The organism is Streptomyces musisoli (assembly GCF_016741855.1).
GTDB classification, from domain to species: Bacteria; Actinomycetota; Actinomycetes; order Streptomycetales; family Streptomycetaceae; genus Streptomyces; species Streptomyces musisoli.
Genome location: NZ_JAERRH010000005.1, coordinates 196,271 through 222,029, shown reverse-complemented (window position 1 = coordinate 222,029; position 25,759 = coordinate 196,271). Strand labels below are relative to the sequence as shown.

General features: G+C 72.2%; 27 protein-coding genes. 6 read left to right on the top strand and 21 right to left on the bottom strand.

Features of this window, described 5'->3' with window-relative positions; genetic code table 11:
* Nucleotides 1–7 precede the first annotated feature (7 nt).
* The 6 genes from trpC to hisI all read right to left on the bottom strand — a co-directional run bounded on the left by trpC (nt 8) and on the right by hisI (nt 4,616).
* Entirely contained in the window at nt 8–817 is an 810-nt protein-coding gene (gene trpC, locus JK361_RS16300; protein ID WP_201818285.1) for an indole-3-glycerol phosphate synthase TrpC, read from the bottom strand.
* Between the two features lie 135 nt (nt 818–952).
* On the bottom strand, nt 953–1,411 hold the full coding sequence (locus JK361_RS16295) for a DUF2752 domain-containing protein (protein WP_307787262.1): 459 nt from the start codon (nt 1,409–1,411) through the stop codon (nt 953–955).
* A gap of 129 nt (nt 1,412–1,540) precedes the next feature.
* Nucleotides 1,541–1,795, bottom strand: coding sequence for an HGxxPAAW family protein (locus JK361_RS16290; RefSeq protein ID WP_201818280.1), 255 nt, complete (start codon nt 1,793–1,795; stop codon nt 1,541–1,543).
* A 238-nt stretch (nt 1,796–2,033) separates the two neighbouring features.
* A complete protein-coding gene (locus JK361_RS16285) occupies nt 2,034–2,672 on the bottom strand; it encodes a TIGR02234 family membrane protein (protein ID WP_201818272.1) in 639 nt (212 codons plus the stop codon).
* 52 nt (nt 2,673–2,724) lie between these two features.
* On the bottom strand, nt 2,725–4,203 hold the full coding sequence (locus JK361_RS16280) for an anthranilate synthase component I (RefSeq protein WP_201818270.1): 1,479 nt from the start codon (nt 4,201–4,203) through the stop codon (nt 2,725–2,727).
* An 11-nt stretch (nt 4,204–4,214) separates the two neighbouring features.
* Nucleotides 4,215–4,616 (bottom strand): phosphoribosyl-AMP cyclohydrolase, encoded by a 402-nt coding sequence (gene hisI, locus JK361_RS16275; RefSeq protein ID WP_201818267.1) that lies wholly within the window; start codon nt 4,614–4,616, stop codon nt 4,215–4,217.
* 83 nt (nt 4,617–4,699) lie between these two features.
* Between hisI and JK361_RS16270 the strand changes: the two genes are divergently transcribed.
* Nucleotides 4,700–5,335, top strand: a complete 636-nt coding sequence (locus JK361_RS16270) for a TIGR03085 family metal-binding protein (protein ID WP_201818265.1) — start codon at nt 4,700–4,702, stop codon at nt 5,333–5,335.
* Nucleotides 5,336–5,362: 27 nt separating this feature from the next.
* Here the strand turns inward: JK361_RS16270 and JK361_RS16265 are convergent, their stop codons facing one another.
* The 10 genes from JK361_RS16265 to hisD all read right to left on the bottom strand — a co-directional run bounded on the left by JK361_RS16265 (nt 5,363) and on the right by hisD (nt 13,080).
* On the bottom strand, nt 5,363–6,592 hold the full coding sequence (locus JK361_RS16265; RefSeq protein WP_201818261.1) for an MFS transporter: 1,230 nt from the start codon (nt 6,590–6,592) through the stop codon (nt 5,363–5,365).
* A gap of 14 nt (nt 6,593–6,606) precedes the next feature.
* Nucleotides 6,607–7,194 (bottom strand): ArsR/SmtB family transcription factor, encoded by a 588-nt coding sequence (locus tag JK361_RS16260; RefSeq protein ID WP_201818258.1) that lies wholly within the window; start codon nt 7,192–7,194, stop codon nt 6,607–6,609.
* A 164-nt stretch (nt 7,195–7,358) separates the two neighbouring features.
* Nucleotides 7,359–8,114: an imidazole glycerol phosphate synthase subunit HisF gene (hisF, locus tag JK361_RS16255; protein ID WP_201818256.1), complete on the bottom strand. Its 756-nt coding sequence runs from the start codon at nt 8,112–8,114 to the stop codon at nt 7,359–7,361.
* A 6-nt stretch (nt 8,115–8,120) separates the two neighbouring features.
* Nucleotides 8,121–8,516: a RidA family protein gene (locus JK361_RS16250; protein ID WP_201818254.1), complete on the bottom strand. Its 396-nt coding sequence runs from the start codon at nt 8,514–8,516 to the stop codon at nt 8,121–8,123.
* Between the two features lie 16 nt (nt 8,517–8,532).
* Nucleotides 8,533–9,255 carry a bifunctional 1-(5-phosphoribosyl)-5-((5-phosphoribosylamino)methylideneamino)imidazole-4-carboxamide isomerase/phosphoribosylanthranilate isomerase PriA gene (priA, locus tag JK361_RS16245; RefSeq protein ID WP_201818252.1) on the bottom strand — a complete coding sequence of 241 codons (723 nt, stop codon included), beginning with the start codon at nt 9,253–9,255 and terminating at the stop codon, nt 8,533–8,535.
* Between the two features lie 3 nt (nt 9,256–9,258).
* The gene (gene hisH, locus JK361_RS16240; protein WP_372448718.1) at nt 9,259–9,903 is read right to left on the bottom strand and encodes an imidazole glycerol phosphate synthase subunit HisH; all 645 of its coding nucleotides are present in this window, start codon (nt 9,901–9,903) and stop codon (nt 9,259–9,261) included.
* Nucleotides 9,894–10,058 (bottom strand): CG2302 family histidine operon protein, encoded by a 165-nt coding sequence (locus JK361_RS16235; RefSeq protein WP_201818249.1) that lies wholly within the window; start codon nt 10,056–10,058, stop codon nt 9,894–9,896. Before JK361_RS16235 ends, hisH begins: the two co-directional genes overlap by 10 nt.
* A 3-nt stretch (nt 10,059–10,061) precedes the next feature.
* Entirely contained in the window at nt 10,062–10,655 is a 594-nt protein-coding gene (hisB, locus tag JK361_RS16230) for an imidazoleglycerol-phosphate dehydratase HisB (protein WP_030743584.1), read from the bottom strand.
* Nucleotides 10,652–11,758, bottom strand: a complete 1,107-nt coding sequence (locus JK361_RS16225; protein WP_201818246.1) for a histidinol-phosphate transaminase — start codon at nt 11,756–11,758, stop codon at nt 10,652–10,654. The genes hisB and JK361_RS16225 overlap by 4 nt, the downstream gene beginning before the upstream one ends.
* Nucleotides 11,755–13,080 carry a histidinol dehydrogenase gene (gene hisD / locus JK361_RS16220; protein WP_201818243.1) on the bottom strand — a complete coding sequence of 442 codons (1,326 nt, stop codon included), beginning with the start codon at nt 13,078–13,080 and terminating at the stop codon, nt 11,755–11,757. Before hisD ends, JK361_RS16225 begins: the two co-directional genes overlap by 4 nt.
* A gap of 189 nt (nt 13,081–13,269) precedes the next feature.
* Here hisD and JK361_RS16215 point away from each other — a divergent pair, with 189 nt between their 5' ends.
* The 4 genes from JK361_RS16215 to ybaK all read left to right on the top strand — a co-directional run bounded on the left by JK361_RS16215 (nt 13,270) and on the right by ybaK (nt 17,592).
* Nucleotides 13,270–14,847: an oxidoreductase gene (locus JK361_RS16215; RefSeq protein ID WP_201818241.1), complete on the top strand. Its 1,578-nt coding sequence runs from the start codon at nt 13,270–13,272 to the stop codon at nt 14,845–14,847.
* Between the two features lie 402 nt (nt 14,848–15,249).
* Nucleotides 15,250–16,302, top strand: coding sequence for a hypothetical protein (locus JK361_RS16210; RefSeq protein ID WP_201818238.1), 1,053 nt, complete (start codon nt 15,250–15,252; stop codon nt 16,300–16,302).
* A gap of 11 nt (nt 16,303–16,313) precedes the next feature.
* Nucleotides 16,314–17,054 carry an LON peptidase substrate-binding domain-containing protein gene (locus tag JK361_RS16205; protein WP_201818236.1) on the top strand — a complete coding sequence of 247 codons (741 nt, stop codon included), beginning with the start codon at nt 16,314–16,316 and terminating at the stop codon, nt 17,052–17,054.
* Between the two features lie 34 nt (nt 17,055–17,088).
* Nucleotides 17,089–17,592: a Cys-tRNA(Pro) deacylase gene (gene ybaK / locus JK361_RS16200; RefSeq protein ID WP_201818235.1), complete on the top strand. Its 504-nt coding sequence runs from the start codon at nt 17,089–17,091 to the stop codon at nt 17,590–17,592.
* Between the two features lie 250 nt (nt 17,593–17,842).
* On the opposite strand, the gene JK361_RS16195 is transcribed toward ybaK, so the two are convergent.
* The 4 genes from JK361_RS16195 to JK361_RS16180 form a co-directional block, all read right to left on the bottom strand.
* On the bottom strand, nt 17,843–18,481 hold the full coding sequence (locus JK361_RS16195; RefSeq protein WP_201818224.1) for an AAA family ATPase: 639 nt from the start codon (nt 18,479–18,481) through the stop codon (nt 17,843–17,845).
* A 34-nt stretch (nt 18,482–18,515) separates the two neighbouring features.
* Nucleotides 18,516–19,337 (bottom strand): ABC transporter permease, encoded by an 822-nt coding sequence (locus JK361_RS16190; RefSeq protein WP_201818221.1) that lies wholly within the window; start codon nt 19,335–19,337, stop codon nt 18,516–18,518.
* A gap of 79 nt (nt 19,338–19,416) precedes the next feature.
* Nucleotides 19,417–20,427: an ABC transporter ATP-binding protein gene (locus tag JK361_RS16185; protein WP_201818208.1), complete on the bottom strand. Its 1,011-nt coding sequence runs from the start codon at nt 20,425–20,427 to the stop codon at nt 19,417–19,419.
* A 62-nt stretch (nt 20,428–20,489) separates the two neighbouring features.
* Nucleotides 20,490–21,713 (bottom strand): NYN domain-containing protein, encoded by a 1,224-nt coding sequence (locus JK361_RS16180; protein ID WP_201818206.1) that lies wholly within the window; start codon nt 21,711–21,713, stop codon nt 20,490–20,492.
* Nucleotides 21,714–21,936: 223 nt separating this feature from the next.
* Between JK361_RS16180 and JK361_RS16175 the strand changes: the two genes are divergently transcribed.
* On the top strand, nt 21,937–22,107 hold the full coding sequence (locus JK361_RS16175) for a hypothetical protein (protein WP_201818197.1): 171 nt from the start codon (nt 21,937–21,939) through the stop codon (nt 22,105–22,107).
* A gap of 71 nt (nt 22,108–22,178) precedes the next feature.
* On the opposite strand, the gene dnaE is transcribed toward JK361_RS16175, so the two are convergent.
* Nucleotides 22,179–25,718, bottom strand: coding sequence for a DNA polymerase III subunit alpha (gene dnaE, locus JK361_RS16170; RefSeq protein WP_201818194.1), 3,540 nt, complete (start codon nt 25,716–25,718; stop codon nt 22,179–22,181).
* Nucleotides 25,719–25,759: the final 41 nt, after the last annotated feature.

Below are 25,759 nucleotides of genomic sequence, written 5' to 3'. Positions count from 1 at the left end.
ACCGGGATCAGCCGCGCCCGTGCCGCAGCGCCGGGTGTTCGCCCGCCGCCACCAGATCGGCGACCGCCGACTTGGGGTCGCGGCCGGTGACCAGGGACTCGCCGACCAGCACCGCGTCGGCTCCGGCGTTGGCGTAGGCGATCAGGTCGTGCGGGCCGCGGACGCCGGACTCGGCGACCTTGACGAGGTGGTCGGGGATCTCCGGGGCGACCCGCTCGAACGTGCCGCGGTCGACCTCCAGCGTCTTCAGGTTACGCGCGTTGACACCGATGATCTTGGCGCCCGCGTCCACCGCCCGCTCGACCTCGTCCTCGTCGTGCACCTCGACGAGGGGGGTCAGGCCGATGGACACCGCGCGCTCGATCAGCGACTCCAGGGCCGGCTGGTCGAGGGCGGCCACGATCAGCAGCGCGAGGTCGGCGCCGTAGGCGCGGGCCTCCCACAGCTGGTACGAGGTGACGATGAAGTCCTTGCGCAGCACCGGGATGTCCACGCGCGCGCGGACGGCCTCCAGGTCGGCGAGCGAGCCGCCGAAGCGCCGCTGTTCGGTGAGGACGGAGATGACGGCCGCGCCGCCCGCCTCGTAGTCCGCCGCGAGCCCGGCCGGGTCGGCGATCGCGGCCAGCGCGCCCTTGGAGGGGCTCGAGCGCTTGACCTCGCAGATCACCTTGACGCCGTCGCCCTTCAGCGCGGCCACCCCGTCCTTGGCGGCGTGGGCCTTGGCCGCGCGCTCCTTGAGCTCGTCGAGGGTGACGCGTGCCTGCCGCTCCGCGAGGTCGGCACGGACTCCGTCGATGATCTCGTCGAGCACACTCACGCGAGCGGCCCCCTTCCTGACGGTGGTTCCTTCAGGTTCTGAAAACCCGTGGTCAATTGCGATGGTATCCGCACGAGCGCCGAGGCCTCGCATCCGGTGGACGCCGGTCCCATTACCTGGACATCCGCCGTTCGATCAAGGATGCAACCAGCCACCGAACGGCAGGTTCCGGATGACGGTGAAGACCAGCAGTAACGCGCCCGCGGTCCACAGGTGCGCCGGGCCGAGGCCGATCCGCAGCGGCCGGCCGCGCGCCGCGCGGACCGTCCAGACGGCCCACAGCACGGCGAAGCCCAGGCAGGCCGCCACACCCGGGGCGTTGTCGCGCAGGGCGGCCGGCAGGTCGCCGTGGACGAGGGCGTGCGCGCCGCGCAGTCCGCCGCAGCCGGGGCAGTACAGGCCGGTGAGCGCGTACAGGGGACAGACGGGGTAGTGGCCCGGTTCGTTCGGGTCGACGGCCCCGACGTAGGCGAAGGCGCCGGCGACGGCCGCGAACAGCCCCAGCGGGACTACGACCCGCCGCGGCGGGGGCGGGAGCGGGCCCGTCCCGCTCCCGGGCGCCCGTCGCGGGACGGTACGGCTGTCGGCGTTCACGCGTGAATTCTGACCCGCCGGTCCGGCACGCGCGCGCGTAGCGGGTCCCTTCGGGGCGGGGTCCGCCGAAGACGAGGGGCGGCCCGGCACCTCACCGGTGCCGGGCCGCCCCTCGCGAAAGCGCTGTGCTCAGCTCTCGGCGCCGGCCGGCTCGCGGGTCACGGCGGGGGCGTGCGCGAACGCGCCGGACTGCTTCGGCTGGCCGAGGCCCATGCTGCGCATGACGGCGCCGGCGACGCCGCCGAGCAGCACGATCACCATGCCGGCCCAGAAGCCGACGGGCTGGGCCATCACCATGAAGGCGCCCGCGACGCAGAAACCGATGAAGGCGATGATGACACCGGTCCAGGCGGCCGGGGTGTGACCGTGGCTGCTGCCCGCCATGACTTGCTCCTCGTTGCTGTGTACGTGTCGTAGTAGGCGTCGTACGTGTCGTTACGGTTGCGAGCCCGCCCGTCACTTTCCGAGTCGGACGCTCGTCGTCCATTGTCCCGTACGCGCACGCGTGCCGGACGCGGGGGTGGCGTCTGATGCACCACATCCGGTCCGCCGCGGCCGCGAGGCGGAGGATCGCATCCTGTCCGCCGCGCCCGGCAGGCGTCCGGCGTGCTCGGCGCGCGGCTCAGGCGCCGGTCGGGTCCTCGCCGCGGTCCAGGGCCTTCCAGATCTCCTCGGGCCGCTCCGGGTCGGCCGGCCGGGCCGTGCGCCGGGCGCCGGCGGCGCCGCGCTCGTAACGGCCGGACATGGCGGGCCACAGGCGGCCGTAGCGCAGGGCGAGCACTCCGGCGAGCAGGATCAGCAGCCCGCCCACGGCCGCGACGTAGGGCCAGCCGGTGTGGCCGAGCGCGTCGACCGTGGCGGAGGTGTCGCCGCTGGCCTTGGCGGCCTTCTCGTCCAGCGCGGAGCCGTCGGAGGCGGCCGTGAGGGACGCGGCGGCGATCCCGGCACCGGACAGGGCGAGCAGCCCGGAGACGACGAAGCGCCCGGCCCTGCGGACGGCGAAGACGGCGACGAGCGCGGCGAGGCCCACTATGGCGAGGGCCGCGGGGACGCCGGTGACGTCGCTGCCCTTGGCGGTCAGCGGGAACGCGCCGCCGGCCACCGTCGCGGTGCCCTCCGCCCAGCGCTGCCGGGTCGCGAGCAGCGTCACGGCCGCGCCGAGCGCACCGAACAGAAGGGCCACGGCGAGGCTCCGCCGGCCGGACCGGGCGGGTGCGGCGGCTTCGGGGCGGGGGTGAGGTACGGCAGTCACGTACTCCACTATCGCCTGAACCCCGGGCGAACCGTCACCCGGGGTTCGTATGAGAAGCGCCCTACCGCCCCAGCCGGTTCGCGGTGTGCACCGCCCGCAGCACCGCGGCCGCCTTGTTGCGGCACTCCTGGTCCTCGGCGACCGGGTCGGAGTCGGCGACGATGCCCGCTCCGGCCTGGACGTGGGCCGTGCCGTCGCGGAGCAGGGCCGTGCGGATGGCGATCGCGGTGTCGGAGTCGCCCGCGAAGTCCAGGTAGCCGACGCAGCCGCCGTACAGGCCGCGCCGGGACGGCTCCAGTTCGTCGATGATCTGCATCGCGCGGGGCTTGGGGGCGCCGGAGAGGGTGCCCGCCGGGAAGCACGCGGTGAGCACGTCGAAGGCCGTGCGGCCGGCGGCCACCTTGCCGGTGACGGTCGAGACGATGTGCATCACGTGCGAGTAGCGCTCGATGGACATGAAGTCGACCACCTCGACCGAGCCGGGCTCGCAGACCCGGCCGAGGTCGTTGCGGCCGAGGTCGACCAGCATCAGGTGCTCGGCGCGCTCCTTGGGGTCGGCGAGCAGCTCCTCGGCGAGGGCCTGGTCCTCCTGCGGGGTGGCCCCGCGGTGCCGGGTGCCGGCGATGGGGTGGACCATCGCCCGCCCGTCCTCGACCTTCACCAGCGCCTCCGGGGAGGAGCCGACCACGTCGAACCCGTCGAAGCGGAAGAGGTACATGTACGGCGAGGGGTTGGTGGCGCGCAGGACCCGGTAGACGTCCAGGGCGCTCGCCGTGCACGGGGTCTCGAACCGCTGGGAGGGCACGACCTGGAAGGCCTCGCCCGCGCGGATGCGCTCCTTGACGTCCTCGACGGCCCGCTGGAAGTCGGGACCGCCCCACCGGGCGGTGTACTCGGGCAGTTCGGAGGGCGGCAGCACGGCCGGGGGCTGGGCGACCGCGCGCGTGAGGTCGGCCTCCATGGCGTCGAGCCGGGCCACGGCGTCCGCGTACGCCTCGTCGACGCCCGTGTCCAGGTCGTTGTGGTTGATCGCGTTGGCGATCAGCAGGACCGAGCCCTCCCAGTGGTCCATGACGGCCAGGTCGCTGGTCAGCAGCATGGTCAGCTCGGGGAGCCCGAGGTCGTCGCGCTCACCGGGGCCGATCTTCTCCAGCCGGCGGACGATGTCGTAGCCCAGGTAGCCGACCATGCCGCCGCTGAAGGGCGGCAGTCCCTCCGTGTGCGGGGTGTGCAGGGCCTGAAGGGTGGCGCGCAGGGCCGCGAGGGGGTCGCCGTCCGTGGGGACGCCGACGGGCGGGGTGCCGAGCCAGTGGGCCTGCCCGTCCCGCACGGTGAGGGTGGCGGCACTGCGGACCCCGACGAAGGAGTACCGGGACCAGGACCTGCCGTTCTCCGCGGACTCCAGCAGGAAGGTTCCCGGGCGTTCGGCGGCGAGCTTGCGGTAGAGCGCGACCGGGGTGTCGCCGTCTGCGAGGAGCTTGCGCGTGACCGGGATGACGCGGCGGTCGGTGGCCAGCTTGCGGAAGGTCTCGAGGTGCATGGCGGCTGACCTTACTGATCGGATGCCGGAAGAGCGGAATCCGCGTCTTTGAGCAGTACGTCCTCGTCGAAGCAGGTGCGGGCGCCGGTGTGGCAGGCGGCCCCCACCTGGTCGACCTTGACCAGCAGCGTGTCGGCGTCGCAGTCCAGCGCGACCGACTTCACCCACTGGAAGTGGCCGGAGGTGTCGCCCTTGACCCAGTACTGCCGGCGGCTGCGGGACCAGTAGGTGCAGCGGCCGGTGGTCAGCGTGCGGTGCAGCGCCTCGTCGTCCATCCAGCCGAGCATGAGGACCTCGCCGGTGTCGTACTGCTGGGCGATGGCGGGGACGAGCCCGTCGGCGCTGCGCTTGAGCCGCGCGGCGATCTCCGGGTCGAGGCTGCTGGGCCGGGGGGTGCCGGTCGTACTGGTCATGGGTGCCATTGTGCCGCGCGGCACCGGCCGGACCGGTGCCGCGTCCACTGCGCGGACTGGTTACCTGGCCGTAGGCTGACTCCATGTCGACCTTCGCCAAGCGGGAGCGGCTCCTGCTCGCAGATCTCCTGGAAACCGTCGGACCGGACGCCGAGACCCTCTGCGAAGGCTGGCGGACCCGGGACATGGCGGCGCATGTGATCGTGCGCGAGCGCCGCCCGGACGCGGCCGGGGGCACGCTGATCAAGCCGCTCGCGCCGCGCCTGGAGAAGGTCATGGCCGAGTACACCTCGAAGCCGTACGAGGAGCTGATCCAGCTGATCCGTACCGGCCCGCCGCGTTTCTCGCCCTTCCAGCTCAAGCAGGTCGACGAGGCGGCCAACATCATCGAGTTCTACGTCCACACGGAGGACGTCCGCCGCGCCCAGCCGGACTGGACCCCGCGCGAGCTGGACCCGGTGTTCCAGGACGCGCTGTGGTCCCGGCTGGAGCGTGCCGCGCGGCTGATGGGCCGGGGTGCGCCGACGGGGCTGGTGCTGCGGCGCCCGGACGGCCAGACCGTGGTGGCGCACCGGGGCACCCCGGTGGTCACGGTGACCGGTGAGCCCGCGGAGCTGCTGATGTTCGCGTACGGCCGGCAGGACGCGGCCAGGGTGGACCTGGAGGGCGACGCGGACGCGATCACCCGGCTGCACGACTACCGCCAGCTGGGCATCTGATCCGGTCGCCGGGGCCCGTGAGGTTCGTCAGCCGGGGAGTTCGGCGCGGCGCAGGGCCGGTACGACGAGGGCGACGACCCCGCCGAGTCCGCACACGGCGGCGCTGACGGCGTAGACCGGGCCGAGCCCGAAGGCGCCGATCGCGGCGGCCGCGAAGGGCATGCTCAGCGGGGTGAGGCCGAGGCTGACGAGGCTGGAGACGGCGGTGACCCGGCCCAGGTAGGCGGGGTCGGCCTGGGTCTGGAGCAGGGCTCCGCACAGCGCGCCGCTGAGCCCGGTTAGCAGGCCGACGAGCAGGGCGGTGCCGACGGCGGCGGCCAGGCCCGGCACGAAGGCGAGGGCGCCGACGGCCACCGAGCCCGCGACGCACGCGCAGCCGATGACGAGCCCCGCCCGCGGCACCCGGCCCCGGACGGTCAGCAGCAGCGAGGCGGCGCCCGCGCCGACGCCGAACCCGGCGAGCGTCCAGCCCATGCCGGAGGGGCCCCAGCCGCGTCGGTCGGCGAGCAGGGTCAGGCCGACGTTCAGGGGGCCGACGAAACCCAGGTCGCCGAGGGCGATGGCCAGCATCAGCGGGGCGAGGACACGGTGCCGGCGGATGTAGCGCAGGCCGGCTCCCAGGTCGCTCCAGGCGGTGCCGTTCCCGGCCGTGGGCAGGTCGCGTACCCGTACGGACAGCAGCAGCGGCACCGAGACGGCGATGAGCGCACCGGCGAGCGCGAACGCCGCTGCCGCGCCGCCGAGGGCCACGCCGAGCCCGCCGAGGGGGGCGCCGACCACGCTGGAGAAGCGGATGGCGAGGCCGCGCATGCCCTGGACCCGGGCGAGCTGGCCCTTCTCGGTGAGCCGGGCCGGCAGGGCGCCCACGGCGGGCACGAAGACGGCGTCGACGGTGCCGAAGACCAGGGCCAGCAGGGCGAGCGGCCACAGTCCCGGGCTGGTGACGAACAGCAGGGCGGCCACGGCGAGGACGGCGGCGCAGCGTACGGCGTCGCTGCCGATGACGACCCGGCGCGGGCCCAGGCGGTCGGCGATCACGCCGCCGCCGAGCATCAGCACGGCCCGGGGCAGCGCGCTGGCGGACATCACGAGCCCGGCCTGGGCCGGGGTGCCGGCCTGGACGGCGGCCCAGGACAGGGCGATGTAGTAGGTGCTGTCGCCGAGCATCGAGGAGGTGTAGGCGGCGAGCCAGCGCAGGATGTTCGGGTCGCGGTGGGCCTGCGCGGGCGGCGCCGGCGGCAGGAGTGTGGCGGTCACGAGGGGGTGTCCTCTCAGACGCGGAACGGGAAGCCGTACACGTGCAGCGCGACGTGCTCGCGCCCCGCCGTGTCACCGGCGGCCTCACGGGCGCGTCCCTGCTCGTCGTAGCGCTTGAGCAGGGCGCGCAGTTCGTCCTTCAGGCCGGCCAGTTCCCCGGGGGTGAGCCGCAGCAGGGCCTCGGAGTCGCCGGCCGCCTTGTTCCACTCCGGATCCCAGTGGGCGCGCTCGTCGAGGTACGTCCGGTACATCTCGGTGCGCTGGTCCAGGAAGAGCCGCGAGGCCGCCAGGTGGGCAGCCACCTTCTCGGGGGCGTCGCGGAAGTCCTCGTCCCGGATGGACACGCCTTCGGAGGACGGCTGCCACCAGCGCTCGCGGGCGTCCGCGCTGCGCGGCTCGGCCTCCTCCACCAGCCCGTGCTCGGACAGTTTGCGCAGGTGGTAGCTGACCAGGGAGACGGCCTCGTCGACCTGTTCGGCCAGCTGCGAGGCGGTGGCCACCTCGGCGACGAAGAGCAGGCGGTAGAGCTTCATGCGCAGCGGATGGGCGAGGGCCTTCAGGGTGCCCATGTCCGTGATCCGGCGGTCCTCTTCTCGCGACATGCCTCGACACTAGATGCGAAAGAAACATTGCGCAACGAGTATTGCGCAATTTTCCTTTCGCATCCTGCCGTGAGAAAGCCCCGGCCACCCGGCCGGGGCCTGCCTCGACGATCACGCGACCGGGTGCCCGGCCGGCGCCTGTCCGGCCGGGTGCCCGGCCGATGTCACCTGACCGGGTGTCCGGCCCCCCGCAGCGTCTCCTTGACCTCGCCGATCCGCAGGTCGCCGAAGTGGAACACCGACGCGGCCAGCACCGCGTCCGCGCCCGCCGCGACGGCCGGCGGGAAGTCGGCCAGCTTGCCGGCGCCGCCGGAGGCGATCACCGGGACGGTCACGTGCTTGCGGACCGCCGCGATCATCTCCAGGTCGTAGCCGTCCTTCGTGCCGTCCGCGTCCATCGAGTTCAGGAGGATCTCCCCGGCGCCCAGCTCCGCCGCCCGGTGCGCCCACTCCACGGCGTCGATGCCGGTACCGCGGCGGCCGCCGTGGGTGGTGACCTCGAAGGTGCCCGACTCGGTGCGCCGCGCGTCAACCGAGAGGACCAGCACCTGACGCCCGAAGCGCTCGGCGATCTCCCGGATCAGGTCGGGGCGGGCGATCGCGGCGGTGTTCACGCCCACCTTGTCGGCGCCCGCCCGCAGCAGCTTGTCCACGTCCTCGGCCGTGCGGACGCCGCCGCCGACGGTCAGCGGGATGAACACCTGCTCGGCGGTGCGGCGCACCACGTCGTAGGTCGTCTCCCGGTTGCCCGAGGACGCGGTGATGTCCAGGAACGTCAGCTCGTCGGCCCCCTCGGCGTCGTACACCTTCGCCATCTCGACGGGGTCGCCCGCGTCGCGCAGGTTCTGGAAGTTGACGCCCTTGACGACCCGGCCGTTGTCCACGTCCAGGCAGGGGATGACTCGGACCGCCAGGGTCATGAGTGCTCAGGCTCCTCTGAATGCTTCGATTTCTGCTTCGACCAGGATGCGCGGATCCACGAACCCCTCCACGACCAGCAGGGTCGAGACCGGACGCACGGAGTCGAACAGCTCCTTGTGGGCCCGGCCCACGGCGTCCACGTCGCGCACGTGGCTCAGGTACATGCGCGTACGGATCACGGACTCGACACCGAGCCCGAACTCCGCGATCGCCTCCAGGGCGCTGGTGAAGGCCACCTTGGCCTGTTCGTACGGGTCGCCCTCCCCGTACAGCACGCTGCCCTTGAAGGACGTCGTACCGCCCACCAGCACCCGGTCACCCGCCGCGACGGCGCGTGCGAACCCGAAGCTCTCTTCCCAGGGACTTCCGCTCTGCACACGCCGTACGGCTTCGGACGTCATGACACCGTGTCCTTGTTCAAGATGTGGCCTCCAGTGCTTCTTCCAGGGTGAACGCCTTCGCGTACAGCGCCTTCCCGACGATGGAGCCCTCGACACCGAGGGGTACCAGCTCGGCGATGGCGCGCAGGTCGTCCAGGGACGACACGCCGCCGGAGGCCACCACCGGGCGGTCGGTGGCGGCGCACACGTTCCGCAGCAGCTCCAGGTTGGGGCCCTGGAGGGTGCCGTCCTTGGCGATGTCGGTGACGACGTAGCGGGCGCAGCCCTCCTTGTTCAGGCGCGCCAGCGTCTCGTAGAGGTCACCGCCGTCGCGGGTCCAGCCGCGGCCGCGCAGGGTCGTGCCGCGCACGTCCAGGCCCACCGCGATCTTGTCGCCGTGCTCGGCGATGACCTTGGCGACCCATTCGGGGGTCTCCAGGGCGGCGGTGCCCAGATTCACCCGGGTGCAGCCGGTGGCCAGGGCGGCGGCCAGGGTGTCGTCGTCGCGGATGCCTCCGGACAGCTCCACCTTGATGTCCATCGCCTTGGTGACCTCGGCGATCAGCGCGCGGTTGTCGCCGGTGCCGAACGCGGCGTCCAGGTCGACCAGGTGCAGCCACTCGGCGCCGGAACGCTGCCAGGCGAGGGCGGCCTCCAGCGGGGAGCCGTAGGACGTCTCGGTCCCGGACTCGCCGTGGACGAGGCGTACGGCCTGGCCGTCGCGGACGTCGACGGCGGGGAGGAGTTCGAGCTTGGCCATGGTCTACAGGGTTCCGATCCAGTTGGTGAGGAGCTGGGCTCCGGCGTCGCCGGACTTCTCGGGGTGGAACTGCGTGGCCCACAGGGCACCGTTCTCCACGGCGGCCACGAACGGCTGGCCGTGCGTCGACCAGGTGACCTTGGGGGCCGCGATCGTCGGGTTGTGGGTCTCCAGCCGCCAGTCGTGGACGGCGTAGGAGTGCACGAAGTAGAAGCGGGCGTCGGCGTCCAGGCCGGCGAACAGCTCCGAGTCGGCCGGGGCGTCCACGGTGTTCCAGCCCATGTGGGGCACGACGTCGGCCTGGAGCGGCTCGACCGTGCCGGGCCACTCGTCCAGGCCCTCGGCCTCCACGCCGTGCTCGATGCCGCGCGCGAAGAGGATCTGCATGCCGACGCAGATGCCCATGACCGGGCGCCCGCCGGACAGCCGGCGGTCCACGACCCAGTCGCCGCGGGCGGCGCGCAGGCCCCGCATACAGGCGGCGAAGGCGCCGACGCCCGGCACCAGCAGGCCCTCGGCGTTCATCGCCCTGTCGAAGTCACGCGTGATCTCGACATCGGCGCCCACGCGCGCGAGGGCACGCTCGGCGGAGCGGACGTTGCCGAAGCCGTAGTCGAAGACCACGACCTTCTTGGCGCTCAATTCCACACCTCCAGCCGCAGGACGCCCGCGACCAGGCACATGCCCGCGCCGATGGAGAGCAGCACGATGAGGCTCGCGGGCATCTTCTGCTTCACGAAGGAGACGATGCCGCCGACCAGGAAGAGGCCGACGACGATCAGGATGGTCGACAGACCGGTCATGGGTTACAGCGCGCCCTTCGTGGAGGGGAGGATGCCGGCCGCGCGCGGGTCGCGCTCGGAGGCGTAACGCAGCGCCCGGGCCAGCGCCTTGAACTGGCACTCCACGATGTGGTGCGCGTTGCGCCCGTACGGCACGTGCACGTGCAGCGCGATCTGCGCCTGGGCGACGAAGGACTCCAGGATGTGCCGGGTCATCGTCGTGTCGTACTCGCCGATCATCGGCGCCATCTTCTCGGGCTCGGTGTGCACGAGGTAGGGGCGGCCGGAGAGGTCGACGGTGACCTGGGCGAGGGACTCGTCCAGCGGGACCGTGCAGTTGCCGAAGCGGTAGATGCCCACCTTGTCGCCGAGGGCCTGCTTGAAGGCGGCGCCCAGCGCGAGGGCGGTGTCCTCGATGGTGTGGTGGGAGTCGATGTGCAGGTCGCCGTCGGTCTTCACGGTCAGGTCGAACAGACCGTGCCGGCCGAGCTGGTCGAGCATGTGGTCGTAGAAGCCGACGCCGGTGGCGATGTCGGTCCGGCCGGTGCCGTCGAGGTCTATCTCGACCAGCACCGAGGTCTCCTTGGTGGTGCGCTCCACGCGTCCAACGCGGCTCATGAACTCTGCTCCTTCTTCACATCACGGACCGCGTCGAGGAACGCGTCGTTCTCCTCCGGGGTGCCGGCGGACACCCGCAGCCATCCCGGCACGCCGTTGTCCCGGACCAGGACACCCCGGTCGAGGATCCGCCGCCATGCCTCGTGGGCGTCGTCGAACCGGCCGAACTGCACGAAGTTCGCGTCGGACGCGGTGACCTCGTAGCCGATCGCGAGCAGCTCGGCGACCAGCCGGTTCCGCTCCGACTTCAGCTGCTCGACGTACCCCAGCAGCGTGTCGGTGTGCTCCAGCGCCGCCAGCGCGGTCGCCTGGGTGATCGCCGAGAGGTGGTACGGCAGCCGGACGAGCTGTACGGCGTCCACGACCGCCGGGTCGGCGGCGAGGTAGCCGAGGCGCAGCCCGGCCGCGCCGAACGCCTTCGACATGGTCCGGGAGACGACCAGGTGCGGACGGCCCGCCAGCAGCGGCAGCAGCGAGTCACCGTGGCTGAACTCGACGTACGCCTCGTCCACGATCACCATGGACGGCTTGGCCGCCTGTGCCGCCTCGTACAGCGCGAGGACGGTCTCCGGCGGGACGGCGTTGCCGGTGGGGTTGTTGGGGGTGGTGATGAACACGACGTCGGGCTTGTGCTCGGCGATGGCCCGCCGGGCGGCGGTGAGGTCGATCGTGAAGTCCTCGTTCCGCGGGCCCGCGATCCATCCGGTGCCGGTGCCGCGCGCGATGAGCGCGTGCATGGAGTACGACGGCTCGAAGCCGATCGCCGTGCGGCCCGGTCCGCCGAAGGTCTGGAGCAGCTGCTGGATGACCTCGTTGGAGCCGTTGGCGGCCCACACGTTCTCGATGCCGAGCGGGTACCTGCCCGTCCGCGTCAGGTAGCGGGCCAGCTCGGTGCGGAGCTGCACCGCGTCCCGGTCCGGGTAGCGGTTCAGGTCGCGGGCGGCCTCGCGCACCCGCTCCGCGATCCGCTCGACCAGCGGCTCGGGCAGCGGGTAGGGGTTCTCGTTGGTGTTCAGCCGTACGGGGACGTCCAGCTGGGGCGCGCCGTAGGGGGACTTGCCGCGCAGCTCGTCCCGTACGGGGAGATCGTCGATGCCGGTCACTTGCTCTCGGGTACCTTCCAGCCGAACCTCGCCTTGATCGCCGCGCCGTGCGCCGGGAGGTCCTCCGCCTCCGCCAGCGTCACCACGTGGTGCGCGACCTCGGCCAGCGCGTCCTTCGTGTAGTCGACGATGTGGATGCCGCGCAGGAAGGACTGCACGGACAGGCCCGAGGAGTGGCAGGCGCAGCCGCCGGTGGGCAGGACGTGGTTGGACCCGGCCGCGTAGTCGCCGAGCGAGACGGGGGCCCAGGGGCCGATGAAGATCGCGCCGGCGTTCTTCACCCGGTCGGCCACCGCCGGGGCGTCGGCGGTCTGGATCTCCAGGTGCTCGGCGCCGTAGGCGTCGACCACCCGCAGGCCCTCCTCGATGCCGTCCACGAGGACGATCGCGGACTGCCTGCCCTTCAGCGCGGGCACGATCCGGTCGTCGACGTGCTTGGTGGCCGCGACCTGCGGCTCCAGCTCCTTCTCCACCGCCTCCGCCAGCTCGACGGAGTCGGTGACCAGGACGGCCGCCGCGAGCGGGTCGTGCTCGGCCTGGCTGATCAGGTCGGAGGCGACGTGCACGGGGTCGGCGGTGGAGTCCGCGAGGATCGCGATCTCCGTGGGGCCGGCCTCGGCGTCGATGCCGATCTTGCCGGTGAAGTAGCGCTTGGCGGCGGCGACCCAGATGTTGCCCGGGCCGGTGACCATGTCGGCGGGCGGGCAGGACTCGGTGCCGTGGGCGAACATCGCGACGGCCGTGGCGCCGCCGGCCGCGTACACCTCGTCCACGCCGAGCAGGGCGCAGGCGGCGAGGATGGTCGGGTGCGGCAGGCCGCCGAACTCGGCCTGGGGCGGCGAGGCGAGCGCGATCGACTCGACACCGGCCTCCTGCGCGGGCACAGCGTTCATGACCACGGAGGACGGGTAGACCGAGCGGCCGCCGGGCGCGTACAGACCGACACGCTCGACCGGCACCCACTTCTCCGTGACCGAGCCGCCGGGCACGACCTGGGTGGTGTGCGTCGCGCGGCGCTGCTCGCGGTGGACCAGCCGGGCGCGGCGGATGGACTCCTCCAGGGCGGCGCGCACCGCCGGGTCGAGACCGGCGAGCGCTTCGGTGAGCGCCCGGGCCGGGACACGGACGGATTCCAGCCGTACTCCGTCGAACTTCTCGGCGAAGTCGATCAGCGCCGCGTCCCCACGATGATGCACGGCCTCGCAGATCGGACGCACCTTCTCCAGGGCGGCCGAGACGTCGAAGTCGGCTCGGGGCAGCAGGTCGCGCAGGGCGGTGCCCTCGGGAAGGGCGTCGCCGCGCAGATCGATTCGGGAAATCACAGTCCCAATTCTCTCAGACCGCCGTCGGGAGCCGTCCGCGCGTATCAATGGCTGATACAGAACGTGGGTCAATGGCTGGTACATAGGGTGGCCGGAACCCGGAAGATCACCTTCACGTGTGGTGTTCCGGGGGTCACGCAGCGGGCATGAACGGCTGTACGAAAACCAGTGAACGGGGAGAGGAGAGCGGTGACCGAGGGGGCCGGCATCCACACGGGGGACCTGCCGGACGACCTGACCGCGACCGAGGCGGGCATGTGGCAGGCCTTCCGCAACGGCAGCGTCTACGACCTGAGCAGCGGGGACTTCGCGGTGGACGATCCGCACGGCGGGCATCCCTGGGGTCCCGAGCGGACCGTGCGGGCCCGCATCGTGTGCTGGCTGCTGCTGGACGGCCCGCCGGCGCTGGCGGGCCGGGTGTCCGCGCTGAAGCTCGTCGGCGTGCGGATCGCCGACGCCCTGGACCTTGCGGGCGGTCAGGTCACCCCGTACGTGGAGCTGCGCGGCTGCCGCTTCGACGAGGAGGTCCGGCTGCCGGAGGCCCGGTTCACCACCGTCCGCATGGTGGACTGCTCGGTGCCGCGCCTGGAGGCGGCCCGGGTGCACACCGAGGGTGATCTGCATCTGCCGCGCTGCCGCTTCCGCAGCGGGGTCCGGCTGACGGACGCGCACATCGGCACCGACCTGCTACTCAACCAGGCGATCGTGCACCGCGACCGCGGCGGCCGGTCGATCGCGGCGGACGGCATGACCGTCGGCCAGGACCTCCAGGCGGAGATGCTGGAGTCGCACGGCGAGATGAGCCTGCGCGGCGCCCAGATCGGCGTCTCGCTCAGCCTGCGCGGCGCCAAGCTCACCAACCCCTACTCCCGCTTCGCCCTGAACGCCCCCCAGATGACCGTCGAGCGCACCCTGTACCTGACCCCGGCCGGCGTGGGCAGCCCGCTGCTGAGCGGCACGACGCCCGCACGCGGGACGCGCATCCAGCACTTCGAGTGCCGGGGCGGGGTGCGGCTGGACGACGGACGGTTCGGGGACGCCGTCGACCTGGAACGGGCCCGGTTCGTCTTCACCGACGACCAGGAGCTGGCACTGCGCCGGGTGCAGACGCCGGAGCTGCGCTTCCTCGGCGACAAGCCACAGCGCGGCAAGGTCGTGCTGTCGGGCGCCCGGATCACGACCCTGGTGGACCGGGCGAGCAGCTGGCCCGACGCGGGCAACCTGCACATGGGCGGCTTCACCTACGAGAACCTGGTGCCGCAGGGCCCGTTCCCGCTGGCCCGGCGCCTGGACTGGGTGGCGGCGGCCACCGCGGAGTACGCCCCGGAGCCGTACGAGCGGCTGGCCGCGGTGCTGCGGGCCGCCGGGGAGGACGAGGACGCCCGCGAGGTGCTGCTCGCCAAGCAGCGCCGGCGGCGCGAGACCCTGCCGCCCGCCGCCAAGGTCTGGGGGTTCGCGCAGGACTGGACCGTCGCCTACGGCTACCGTCCGGGCCGGGCCGCGGTGTGGATGGCGGTGCTGTGGGCGGCGGGCACGCTCGCGTTCGCCCACGCGGACCATCCGCCCATGGACTCCGGTGGGCACCCGGCCTGGAACCCGGCGCTGTTCACGCTGGACCTGCTGCTGCCGGTGATCGACCTCGGCCAGGCCGGCCAGTGGCAGCTGCGCGGCGGCTGGCAGTGGCTCGCGGCGGCGATGGTGCTGCTCGGCTGGGTCCTGGCGACGACGGTGGCGGCGGGCGCGACCCGGCTGCTGCGCCGGAGCTGACGGCACACACCGCCGGCCGCCTCGCGGTGCGTCGTCACCACCGGAACACACCGCCCGCAGTCGATCACACGACCGTTCGCATCACCACGGAACACACCGCTCGCCGGCGATCACACGGCCGTTCATCGCCACCCGCGAACACGCCGCCCGCCGTCGATCACACAGCCGTTCGCCGAACACGCCGCCCGCAGTCGATCACACGACCGTTCAACGCCACCGGCGGAACGCGCCGCTCTGCGCCGATCACACGACCGTTCCCCGTCACCGGCGGAACACGCCGCTCGCCCGCACCACGCGCACACAGTATGAACATTTACCCTTTACCGGTCCTTGACCGTACGCCGTACAACCTTCCATGACTTGCCACAACCCTCTGGCGCCGCCCCGACCTGCGGACTTTCAATGGTCGACACCATGGCTCTGCTGCCCTCGTTCATCCGCCCCACCCGGATGACCAAACGCTTCGCGCGCCCGGCCGGCCGACCACCGGCGGGGGACGAGGCCGTGCTCGATGCGCCCGACGACCGCCTGTCGCCCGCGCTCGTCGCGGCCGGCCGGGGCGAGTACGCCACCGCGGCCGGCCTGCTCGCCGCCACCCGTACCGCGGGCGAGTGGGAGCAGCGGGACCGGTACGTGCGGCGCCTGGCCGCCTTCGCCCGCTCGCGCCCCGAGTGGTACGAGACGTGGCTCGGCGCCGCCCCGGACGACCCCGGGGCGCTGCTGGTCGGGGCCCAGCTGGCGGTGGACCGTGCCTGGCCCTCGCCGGCCCGGGCCGAGCTGCTGCGCGAGGTGAGCCCGCTGATCACCGCCGCCGCACGGGCCGACGACCGCGACCCGGTGCCCTGGCGCATCGCGCTCGACCACGCGCGCGGCTCGCGGGCCGGACACCGCTACTTCGAGGAGCTGTGGGAGGCGGCCGTCCGGCGCGCCCCGCACCACTACGGCTGCCATGTGGCCGCCCTGCGCTACCTGGCCGCGTCCTGGCACGGCTCCCACCACGAGTGCTTCGACTTCGCCGACCTGGCCGCGCACGACGCCCCGGCCGGCTCGCTGGTCCAGGCCCTGCCCGCCCGGGCGGCTTTCGGCTACCTCACCGACGGCTGCGGCCCCACCGTGCCGCGCGCCCGGCTGGACGCGGCGGCCGACCGTGCGATCACGCTGTCCGGGTGCCTCCCGGCCGCCGACCCGGGCCCCGCCGAGGTGCGCAACAAGCTGCTGTACGTCCTGCTGCGGCTGGACCGCCCGCAGGACGCCCGCGTCCAGCTGCGCCTGATCGGCCCGTACGCCACCTCGTTCCCCTGGGACCGGTTCTCCGACGACCCGCTCGGCCACTTCCTGCGCCTGCGCGAACACCTGGAGACCGCGGGTCCGGGAGCCGCTCCGACAGGGCTGCTGCCGGCCCCGCCGGGACCGCTGGGCGGCCACCGCGGACACGCCCCCGCCGCAGACCATTAGGCTGGGGCGCCGTGACCACCGTCCGTCTCCCGCTCTTTCCGCTGAACTCGGTGCTGTTCCCGGGGCTCGTGCTGCCGCTGAACGTCTTCGAGGAGCGCTATCGCGCCATGATGCGCGACCTGCTGAAGACCCCCGAGGAGGAACCGCGCCGGTTCGCCGTCGTCGCCATCCGCGACGGCCACGAGGTCGCGCCGAGCGCCCCGGGCATGCCGGATCCCACGGCACAGCCCGAGCGGGGACCGGCCGCCGGCTTCGGCCCCGACCCGCTCAAGGCCCTGCACGGGGTGGGGTGTGTGGCGGACGCGGCGACCGTCCGGGAACGCTCCGACGGCACGTTCGAGGTGCTCGCGACCGGTACGACCCGGGTGCGGCTGCTGTCCGTGGACGCGTCGGGCCCGTTCCTGACCGCGGAGCTGGAGGAGCTGCCCGAGGAACCCGGGGACGAGGCCGGCGCGCTCGCCGAGGGTGTCCTGCGCTCCTTCCGCCAGTACCAGAAGCGGCTGGCGGGCGCCCGGGAGCGCTCGATGTCCAGCGGTGCCGAACTGCCGGACGACCCGAGCGTGGTGTCGTACCTGGTGGCGGCGGCGATGGTGCACGACACGCCGACCAAGCAGCGGCTGCTCCAGGCGCCGGACACCGCGTCCCGGCTGCGGGACGAGCTGAAACTCCTTCGCGCGGAGACGGCGATCATCCGTAACCTGCCGTCGTTGCCCGCGTTCGAGCTGACACGGGCGCCGACGAGCCTGAACTGAGGAACACCGGGAAGACCGAGGCCGAGACACTCCGATGGCGAAGAAGTCGAAGAAGCAGCAGCAGTCCGGGGGAACGCCCGCCACGGTCGCCCTGACGGCGGCGGGTGTGGACTTCACCGTCCACTCCTACGACCACGACCCGTCCCACCCCTCCTACGGCGAGGAGGCGGCGGAGGCGATGGGCGTCTCCCCCGACCGCGTCTTCAAGACCCTGGTGGCCGACGTGGACGGCTCCCTGGTGGTCGGCGTCGTCCCGGTGGCCGGCTCCCTGGACCTGAAGGCCCTGGCGGCGGCGGTGGGCGGCAAGCGGGCGGCCATGGCCGACCCGGCCCTCGCCGAACGCACCACGGGCTACGTCCGCGGCGGCATCTCCCCGCTGGGCCAGCGCAAGAAGCTCCGCACGGTCCTGGACGACTCGGCGGACGCCCACGCGACGATCTGCGTGTCGGCGGGCCGCAGAGGCCTGGAGGTCGAACTCTCCCCCGCCGACCTGACCACCCTGACGAACGCGGTACTGGCCCCCATCGGCCGAGACTGACCCTGAGCCACCGCCCCCCCACCGCCACCTGCCCAGCCCACCGAGCCACGCGGCCACCGGCCCGGCCGACCGAGCCGCGCGGCCACCTGTCCAGCCGACCGAGTCGAGTGGGCGGGCGGGCGAACAAGGACGGGGCCCGGAGCGAAGCCCCGAATACGGCACCTGTCCAGCCGACCGAGTCGGGTGGGCGGGCGGGCGAACAAGGACGGGGCCCGGGGCGAAGCCCCGGCCACGGCCGCCCCGGCTACGGCTACGGCTGCGGATACGGCGGCTCGGGATCCCGCGGCCCGAACAGCGCGGTCAGCCCGAGATGCACCAGCACCCCCGCGAACGGCCAGGCCAACAACGCCCCCTTCGCCGCCAGCTTCAACGGCGCCGAGAACGTCACCCCCTTGCCCACCGCCTGCGCATGCGCGAGCACGTCGGACTCGGGTCCCAGCCAGACCCCCAGCCGCCAGGCCAGCAGGGACCCCAGCAGCCCGCCGAGGCCCAGTGCCACGACGAGCGGCACACCCCCGCGCCGCCGCAGCAGGAACACCACGACCGCACTGACCAGCCCGAAGGCGAGGCCCAGCAGGGTGAACGTACCGTCCACCCCGATCGCCTGCTCCCCCTCGGAGTCCTTCAGGTAAACGACCCAGTTCTTGTCTATCTCGTCGCCGACGAGCGGCACGTGCGGCGCCAGCCACCACCACAGCAGCCCCAGCAGCACTCCCGCGAGCACCGACGCCACCGTGATGACGGCGGCCTCCCGCACTTCCGTCCTCATGGCGGGACCGTCCTGTTCGTACCCGCCCCCGGCGAACGCCCCGGCGGACGGCGAGGCCTGCCGGACCTGGTGCGGGGAGTCGTCGTGCGGCGGCGGTGGTGGAGTCAACGGTGCGGTCACCCTGCCATCGTGCCAGGTCGTGCTGTGGGCCGCGTCACCGGACGGCGGCCCTGCGGTAGGCCCAGGTCGCCACGGCCAGCGAGACCACTCCGACACCCGCGCACACGCCCAGGTCAGCGAGGACGACGGCCCAGTCCGGGTGGGCCCCGAAGGTCCGCGCGTAGGCCTCCACGCCGTAGGTCGAGGGCAGCAGATCACGGGCCAGCCGTACGGCCTCCGGCATCCGGTCGGCCGGCAGCACGCCCAGCAGCAGCGCCGCCGACATGCCGAGCTGCCCGAGCAGCGTGGCCAGCTCCGGCCGGGGCGCGAGCAGGCCGCAGGCGGCGCCGAGGCCGGCCAGCGCGGCCCCGGCGAGCGGGATGACGGCCACCAGGATCCACAGGTTGGACAGCGGCAGCCCGAACAGCGCACAGCCGAAGGCGGCGGTCACCAAGGTCCCCGGCACGGTGAAGGAGGCGTACGCCGCCGCCGCGCCCAGCACCACGGCCGCCGGCGGCACCGGCAGCGTGGCGTAGTGGTCGAGTCCGCCGCTGGCCCGCAGCTGCCCGAAGTACTGCGAGAGCAGGTTCAGCGCCACGTACGCGACGACGAGTACGGACGACCCGGCCACCACGGACTGTGCCTCGGGGCCGCTGTCGACGACACCGCGCATCATCACGGTGATCCCGACGGACTGGAAGGTCGCCACGAACAGCAGCGGGATCCGCGCCACCCGGGCCCGGGACAGCTGCGCCCGGTAGACGGCCGCCAGCGACGGCCACAGCCGCGCGGGCGGGCCCAGCTCGGCCGCACGGGGCGCCGTCTCCGGCACGGCCCGGGCGCCGCCCGGCAGAACCTCGGCGGGTACGACACTCACGACGAGCTGCTCCTCTTCCCTGCGGCAGTCGCGCCCACGGCGGTCGCGCAGATCCATACGCATTCCGCGGTCCGCTCGCTCACGCTCTCACCAGGCCCTGCCGCGCTGCGCCGCCCAGCGCCAGGTAGACGTCCTCCAGGCTGGGCGTGGCGAGCGTGAAGTCGTCCAGGGCGGCGAAGGCGGCCCCGCCGGTCACGGTGGCGACGACGGCGCGGGCCTCCTCGGGCGCGAGCCGGAGCGTCCAGCGCCGGCCGGACTCCACGGCCCGCTCGCGCAGCACGGCCACCTCCGGCACCTCCAGCGGTGCCCGGTCCCGCCACACCAGCTCCACCCGCACCTCGCCGGCCACCTGCGCCTTGAGCCCGGCGGGGGTGTCGCAGGCGATGACCCGGCCCTCGTCGAGCACGGCGACCCGGTCCAGGACCGTCTCGGCCTCGATGACGTTGTGGGTGACCAGCAGCACGGTCGTGCCGTGCTCGGCCCGCCGGCGGTCCACGGCCGCCCAGACCGCGCGCCGGGCCACCGGGTCCATGCCGGTGGTCGGCTCGTCCAGTACGAGCAGGGCCCGCCGGCCGACGAGGGCCGCGGCGAAGCAGGCGAGCCGCCGCTGCCCGCCGGACAGCTTCTTCAGCGCCCGCCCGGCGAGCGGGGTGAGCCCCAGCTCCTCCAGCACGGCGTCCCGCTCGGCCCGCGCCCGCCGCGCGTCCAGGCCGCGCAGGCGTCCGGTGGTCTCGGCGGCGAGGGAGACGGTCAGCTCGTCCAGGGCCGTGGACTCCTGGCCCAGGTAGGCGAGGATCCGGGCGGCCCGCTCGGGGTGGCGCACGATGTCGTGGCCGAGTATCTCGACGCTGCCCGCGTCCGGCCGCAGCAGTCCGGTGAGCTGCCGTACGAGGGTGGACTTGCCGGCGCCGTTCGGGCCGAGCAGTCCGAAGACCTCGCCGCGCCGTACGTCCAGCTCCACCGCGTCGGTGGCCCGTACCTCGGGCGTGCCGGGCGCGCCCCGCCGGCCCTTCACGGCCGGGTAGGTCTTGCTGAGCCCGCGCACGCGTACGACGTCGTCGTACCGAAGTGCCTGTGCCGCGCGCGTCATCACAAGGGACGAGCCTACGGGGTCCGGGGCCCCTACTCGCCTTCGGGGGCGGCCACGGGCCTTCAGTCGGCGGTGGGCGCGTGCGGTTCGGCGGCCGCCGGCACGTCGAACTCCCGCCAGAACCCCGCCCGAATGGCGTAACGGTCGTGCTCGTCGATCTGGTCGTCCTTGTGGGCGAGCAGCCCGAACCGTGCCGCGTACCGCAGCAGCTCCCCGTCGATCCGGTGCGGGACGCGCGGATACATCTGCGACAGCCGCTGGAGATGGCTCTGGTCGCCGAGCCGGGACATCCATCTGCGGGCGAAGACCTGCCCCACCTCGTAGGGATCGCCGCCGACGGTGGTGATGTCCTCCTCCCGGTCCGCCCACCGCTGCTCGGCGGTGGTGAGCTGGGCCAGCGTCGGCATGGAGGCCACCTCGGGGGGCTCGGAGACCGCGCCCGGCCGGTCGACCCAGCCCTTGTCGGAGGACCAGCGCAGGGTCGCGGTCGCCGGGTGCTGCGCGGGCTGGGCGCCGGGTGCGCGCAGCGCGGCCAGGTCCTTGGGGGTGGGGACGCCCTTGGGGGCGGGAACCCGCTCCGCGGCGCCGTTCTCCGCCGCCGGGGCGGCCGGCGGGTGCGCGGGCTGCTCGGCGGGCCGCTCGGGCGACGCGGTGAGCGCGGACTCCGGAAGCGGCGCGGAGAGGATCGCGGCGATCTCGGGGCGGGTCGCGGGCGGCGGGGCGCAGACCCCGGTCAGCTCCTTGGCGCGGACGGCCTGGGTGATCCAGGCGCGGTCGAGGACACGCCGCTCGTCGGCCTCGGCAACCAGGTCCTCGGACTGGTTGTAGTCGCCGTCGGCGGCCTGGACGGCCCACAGGTGGACGGCGACGCCGTGCTCCTTGGCGGCCATCATGCCGGGCAGCAGGTCCCCGTCGCCGGTGACGAGGACGACGTCGGAGCAGGCGCGGTTGCGGGCCAGCTCGGTCAGCTCGGCGTGCATCGCGGCGTCGACGCCCTTCTGGGCCCAGCGTCCGTCGCTGCGGGTGAGTGCACCCAGCCGGACGGTGACCCGGGGCATCACGCGCAGCCGGCGGTGCTCCGGCTGGGGGACCCGGTCGGGAGCGCCGTCGAACCAGTAGATGCGCAGCAGCGGGCGCTCGGTGTCGGACTCCGCGCGTTCGCGCAGCGCCTGGATCAGCGCGGCGTGGTCGACGGTGATCCGGGATCGCGAGGGCTCACCGGCGAGGAGGCTGGCGGCGGCACCCAGCAGATACCCGGCGTCCACCAGGACGATGCAGCGGTCCACGCGACTCACCCTCTTCCCGGGAGGTTTTGCTTCGGACTTCCTTCGAGTCTGCCCGACCGCGCGGGGGTTAACGGCCCGAACTCGATCTTCGGCGTGGCGTTTCCGGTTCCCGTCCGCCCAGCTGCCCTGTCACACACGGTAATTATCCGACATGCGCCTGTTGTCAGCGTATGTGAATCTGGTCCCGGCCCTGGCCCCTAGATCCCCCACAGGAGGCATCACCATGGCCAAGAACAAGAACCGTAAGCAGGCCGGCCCGCAGAACCGCGCTCAGCAGCCGGAGCACGCACAGCGTCCTTCGGCCGAGGAGCACGAGCCGCAGCTGGCGCAGGTCCCCGGCAGCCCCTCGGACGGCGCTCGCGGCAAGAAGCAGAAGAGCTTCGGCCACAACTAAAGGGCAGTTGAAGCCCAGGCACACGCAAGGGGCGCACCCGTCTCGGGTGCGCCCCTTCATGCCGTGGTGGATCAGCCGGCCAGGCAGGACGGGCCGAGCAGCACCTTCAGGTCGCCGAACAGCGCGGGGTCGGGCTTGACCCGGTGCCGGTCCAGGCGCAGCACGGTGGTCTTGCGCGGGCCCTGGAGCCTGATGCGGACCTCGCTGTCACCCTTGTGGTGGCTGAGGATCTCGCCGAGGCGGCTGACCATCGGCGGAGTCACCTTCACCGCCGGGATGGTGAGGATCACGGGGGCGTTGGTGCCGGCGTTGGAGAGGTCCGGGACCATCAGCTCCATCGCGACGAGCCGGGGCACGTCCTCCCGCTTGTCGAGCCTTCCCTTGACGAACACCACGGCGTCCTCGACGAGTTGGGTCGACACCAGCTGGTAGGTGGCCGGGAAGAACATGCACTCGATGGAGCCCGCCAGGTCCTCAACGGTGGCGATCGCCCAGGCGTTGCCCTGCTTGGTCATCTTGCGCTGGAGGCCCGAGATGATGCCGCCGATGGTGACCACCGCGCCGTCGGCGTGCTCGCCGCCGGTGAGCTGGGCGATGCCCGCGTCCGCCTTGTCGGACAGCACGTGCTCCAGGCCGAAGAGCGGGTGGTCGGAGACGTACAGACCGAGCATCTCCCGCTCCTGGGCGAGCAGATAGGTCTTGTCCCACTCCTCGTCGGTGAACTGCACGTCGAGCCCGAAGCCGGGCTCGCTGCTGGTCTCCTCGCCCATGCCGCCGAAGAGGTCGAACTGGCCCTCGGCCTCCTTGCGCTTGACCGCGACCACGTTGTCGATCATCGGCTCGTACTGCGCCGTGAGCCCCTTGCGGGTGTGGCCCATCTCGTCGAAGGCGCCGGCCTTGATCAGCGATTCGGTGGTGCGCTTGTTGCAGACCACCGCGTCGACCTTGTCGAGGTAGTCCGGGAAGGAGGCGTACTTCCCCTTGGCCTTGCGGCACTTGATGATCGACTCGACGACGTTGGTGCCGACGTTGCGGACGGCGGAGAGGCCGAAGAGGATCACGTCGTCGCCCTGGGCGGCGAAGTTGGACTCGGACTCGTTCACGTTCGGCGGGAGCACCCGGATGCCCATGCGGCGGCACTCGTTGAGGTAGACCGCGGACTTGTCCTTGTCGTCCTTGACCGAGGTCAGCAGGGCGGCCATGTACTCGGCGGGGTAGTTCGCCTTGAGATAGGCGGTCCAGTACGAGACCAGGCCGTACGCGGCGGAGTGCGCCTTGTTGAAGGCGTAGCCGGCGAAGGGGACCAGCACGTCCCACAGGGCCTGGATGGCCTCGTCGCTGTAGCCCTTCTTGCGGGCGCCCTCCTGGAAGAGCACGAAGTTCTTCGCGAGTTCCTCGGGCTTCTTCTTGCCCATCACGCGGCGCAGGATGTCGGCCTCGCCGAGCGAGTAGCCCGCGATGATCTGGGCGGCCTTCTGCACCTGCTCCTGGTAGACGATCAGGCCGTAGGTGACGGCGAGGACCTCTTCCAGGGGCTCTTCCAGCTCCTTGTGGATCGGGGTGATCTCCTGGAGCTTGTTCTTGCGCAGCGCGTAGTTCGTGTGCGAGTCCATGCCCATCGGGCCCGGACGGTAGAGCGCCGACACGGCGGAGATGTCTTCGAAGTTGTCGGGCTTCATCAGGCGCAGCAGCGAGCGCATGGGGCCGCCGTCGAACTGGAAGACGCCGAGGGTGTCGCCGCGCTGGAGCAGCTCGAAGGTCTTGGGGTCGTCGAGCGGCAGGGACAGCAGGTCGATGTCGAGGCCCTTGTTGGCCTTCACCATCTTGACCGCGTCGTCCATGATCGTGAGGTTGCGCAGGCCCAGGAAGTCCATCTTCAGCAGGCCGAGCGACTCACAGCTCGGGTAGTCCCACTGCGTGATGGTCACGCCGTCGGTGTGCCTGACCCAGACCGGGACGTGCTCGGTGATGGTCTCGCTGGACATGATCACCCCGGCGGCGTGCACGCCCATCTGCCGGACCAGGCCCTCGACGCCCTTGGCGGTGTCGATGACCTTCTTCACGTCCGGTTCGTTCTCGTACATCCCGCGGATCTCGCCGGCCTCGCTGTAGCGCGGGTGCGAGGGGTCGGTGATGCCGTTCAGGTCGATGCCCTTGCCGAGGACGTCGGCGGGCATCGCCTTGGTGAGCCGGTCGCCCATGGCGTACGGGTAGCCCAGCACGCGCGCGGAGTCCTTGATCGCGTTCTTGGCCTTGATCTTGCCGTAGGTGCCGATCATGGCGACCTTGTCGGCGCCGTACTTCTCCGTCACGTACCGGATCACCTCGACGCGCCGGCGCTCGTCGAAGTCGATGTCGACATCGGGCATGGAGACGCGCTCGGGGTTGAGGAAGCGTTCGAAGATCAGGCCGTGCGGGATCGGGTCGAGGTCGGTGATGCCCATGGCGTAGGCGACGATCGAGCCGGCCGCGGAGCCTCGGCCGGGGCCGACCGCGATGCCGTTGTTCTTGGCCCACATGATGAAGTCGGCGACCACGAGGAAGTAGCCCGGGAACCCCATCTGGATGATGACGTCCATCTCGTACTCGGCCTGCTTCTGGCGGTCCTCGGGGACGCCGCCCGGGAAGCGGCGCTCCATGCCGCGGCGGACCTCCTCCTTGAACCAGGTGACCTCGGTGTAGCCGTCGGGGATGTCGAACTTCGGCATGAGGTTCTTTGCCTCGAACATGCCGGTGGTGTCGACCATCTCGGCCACGAGGAGCGTGTTGGCGCAGCCCTCCTGCCAGGCGTCCGAGGAGTCGATGGCGTACATCTCGTCCGTGGACTTCAGGTAGTAGCCGGTGCCGTCGAACTTGAAGCGGTCCGGGTCGGAGAGGTTCTTGCCGGTCTGGATGCACAGCAGGGCGTCGTGGGCGCCCGCCTCGTGCGCGTACGTGTAGTGCGAGTCGTTCGTGACCAGCGGGGGGATGCCGAGCTTCCTGCCGATCTCCAGCAGGCCGTCGCGGACCCGGTGCTCGATCTCGATGCCGTGGTCCATCAGCTCCAGGAAGTACTTGTCCTTGCCGAAGATGTCCTGGTAGTCGGCGGCGGCCTTCAGGGCCTCGTCGAAGTGGCCGAGGCGCAGCCGGGTCTGCACCTCGCCGGAGGGGCAGCCGGTGGAGGCGACGATGCCCTCGGACCACTGGGCGATGGTCTCCTTGTCCATCCGGGGCCACTTCTGGAGCCAGCCCTCGGCGTAGGCGTCGGAGGAGAGCCGGAAGAGGTTGTGCAGGCCGGTCCTGTTCACGGCCCACATGGTCTTGTGGGTGTAACCGCCGGAACCGGAGATGTCGTCCCGCTTCTGGTGCGGCTGGCCCCAGAGGATCTTGCGCTTGTTGCGCCGGGACTCGGGGGCGACATAGGCCTCGATCCCGATGATCGGGGTGATTCCGGCCTTCTTCGCGGAGTGGAAGAAGTCGTACGCCCCGTGGAGGTTGCCGTGGTCGGACATGGCGATGTGCGTCATGCCCATCTCGTTGCAGGCCTCGAACATGTCCTTCAGCCGCGCGGCACCGTCCAGCAGCGAGTACTGGGTGTGGACGTGCAGGTGCGTGAACGGCGGCTTCGACACGGTTTCGGCCTCCAAGGAAAACGGGCGTCGACGATCTTCCG

Excerpts from the sequence above, each read along its gene's own strand:
- JK361_RS16290 (WP_201818280.1), bottom strand. The coding sequence starts at position 1,795 with ATGGCGGGCAGCAGCCACGGTCACACCCCGGCCGCCTGGACCGGTGTC.
- JK361_RS16280 (WP_201818270.1), bottom strand. The coding sequence starts at position 4,203 with ATGCACCTCGAGACCTTCCGCAAGCTGGCCACCGACCGCCGCGTCATC.
- hisI (WP_201818267.1), bottom strand. The coding sequence starts at position 4,616 with ATGACCAGTACGACCGGCACCCCCCGGCCCAGCAGCCTCGACCCGGAG.
- JK361_RS16270 (WP_201818265.1), top strand. The coding sequence starts at position 4,700 with ATGTCGACCTTCGCCAAGCGGGAGCGGCTCCTGCTCGCAGATCTCCTG.
- JK361_RS16260 (WP_201818258.1), bottom strand. The coding sequence starts at position 7,194 with ATGTCGCGAGAAGAGGACCGCCGGATCACGGACATGGGCACCCTGAAG.
- hisF (WP_201818256.1), bottom strand. The coding sequence starts at position 8,114 with ATGACCCTGGCGGTCCGAGTCATCCCCTGCCTGGACGTGGACAACGGC.
- JK361_RS16250 (WP_201818254.1), bottom strand. The coding sequence starts at position 8,516 with ATGACGTCCGAAGCCGTACGGCGTGTGCAGAGCGGAAGTCCCTGGGAA.
- priA (WP_201818252.1), bottom strand. The coding sequence starts at position 9,255 with ATGGCCAAGCTCGAACTCCTCCCCGCCGTCGACGTCCGCGACGGCCAG.
- JK361_RS16235 (WP_201818249.1), bottom strand. The coding sequence starts at position 10,058 with ATGACCGGTCTGTCGACCATCCTGATCGTCGTCGGCCTCTTCCTGGTC.
- hisB (WP_030743584.1), bottom strand. The coding sequence starts at position 10,655 with ATGAGCCGCGTTGGACGCGTGGAGCGCACCACCAAGGAGACCTCGGTG.
- JK361_RS16210 (WP_201818238.1), top strand. The coding sequence starts at position 15,250 with ATGGTCGACACCATGGCTCTGCTGCCCTCGTTCATCCGCCCCACCCGG.
- ybaK (WP_201818235.1), top strand. The coding sequence starts at position 17,089 with ATGGCGAAGAAGTCGAAGAAGCAGCAGCAGTCCGGGGGAACGCCCGCC.
- JK361_RS16185 (WP_201818208.1), bottom strand. The coding sequence starts at position 20,427 with ATGACGCGCGCGGCACAGGCACTTCGGTACGACGACGTCGTACGCGTG.
- JK361_RS16175 (WP_201818197.1), top strand. The coding sequence starts at position 21,937 with ATGGCCAAGAACAAGAACCGTAAGCAGGCCGGCCCGCAGAACCGCGCT.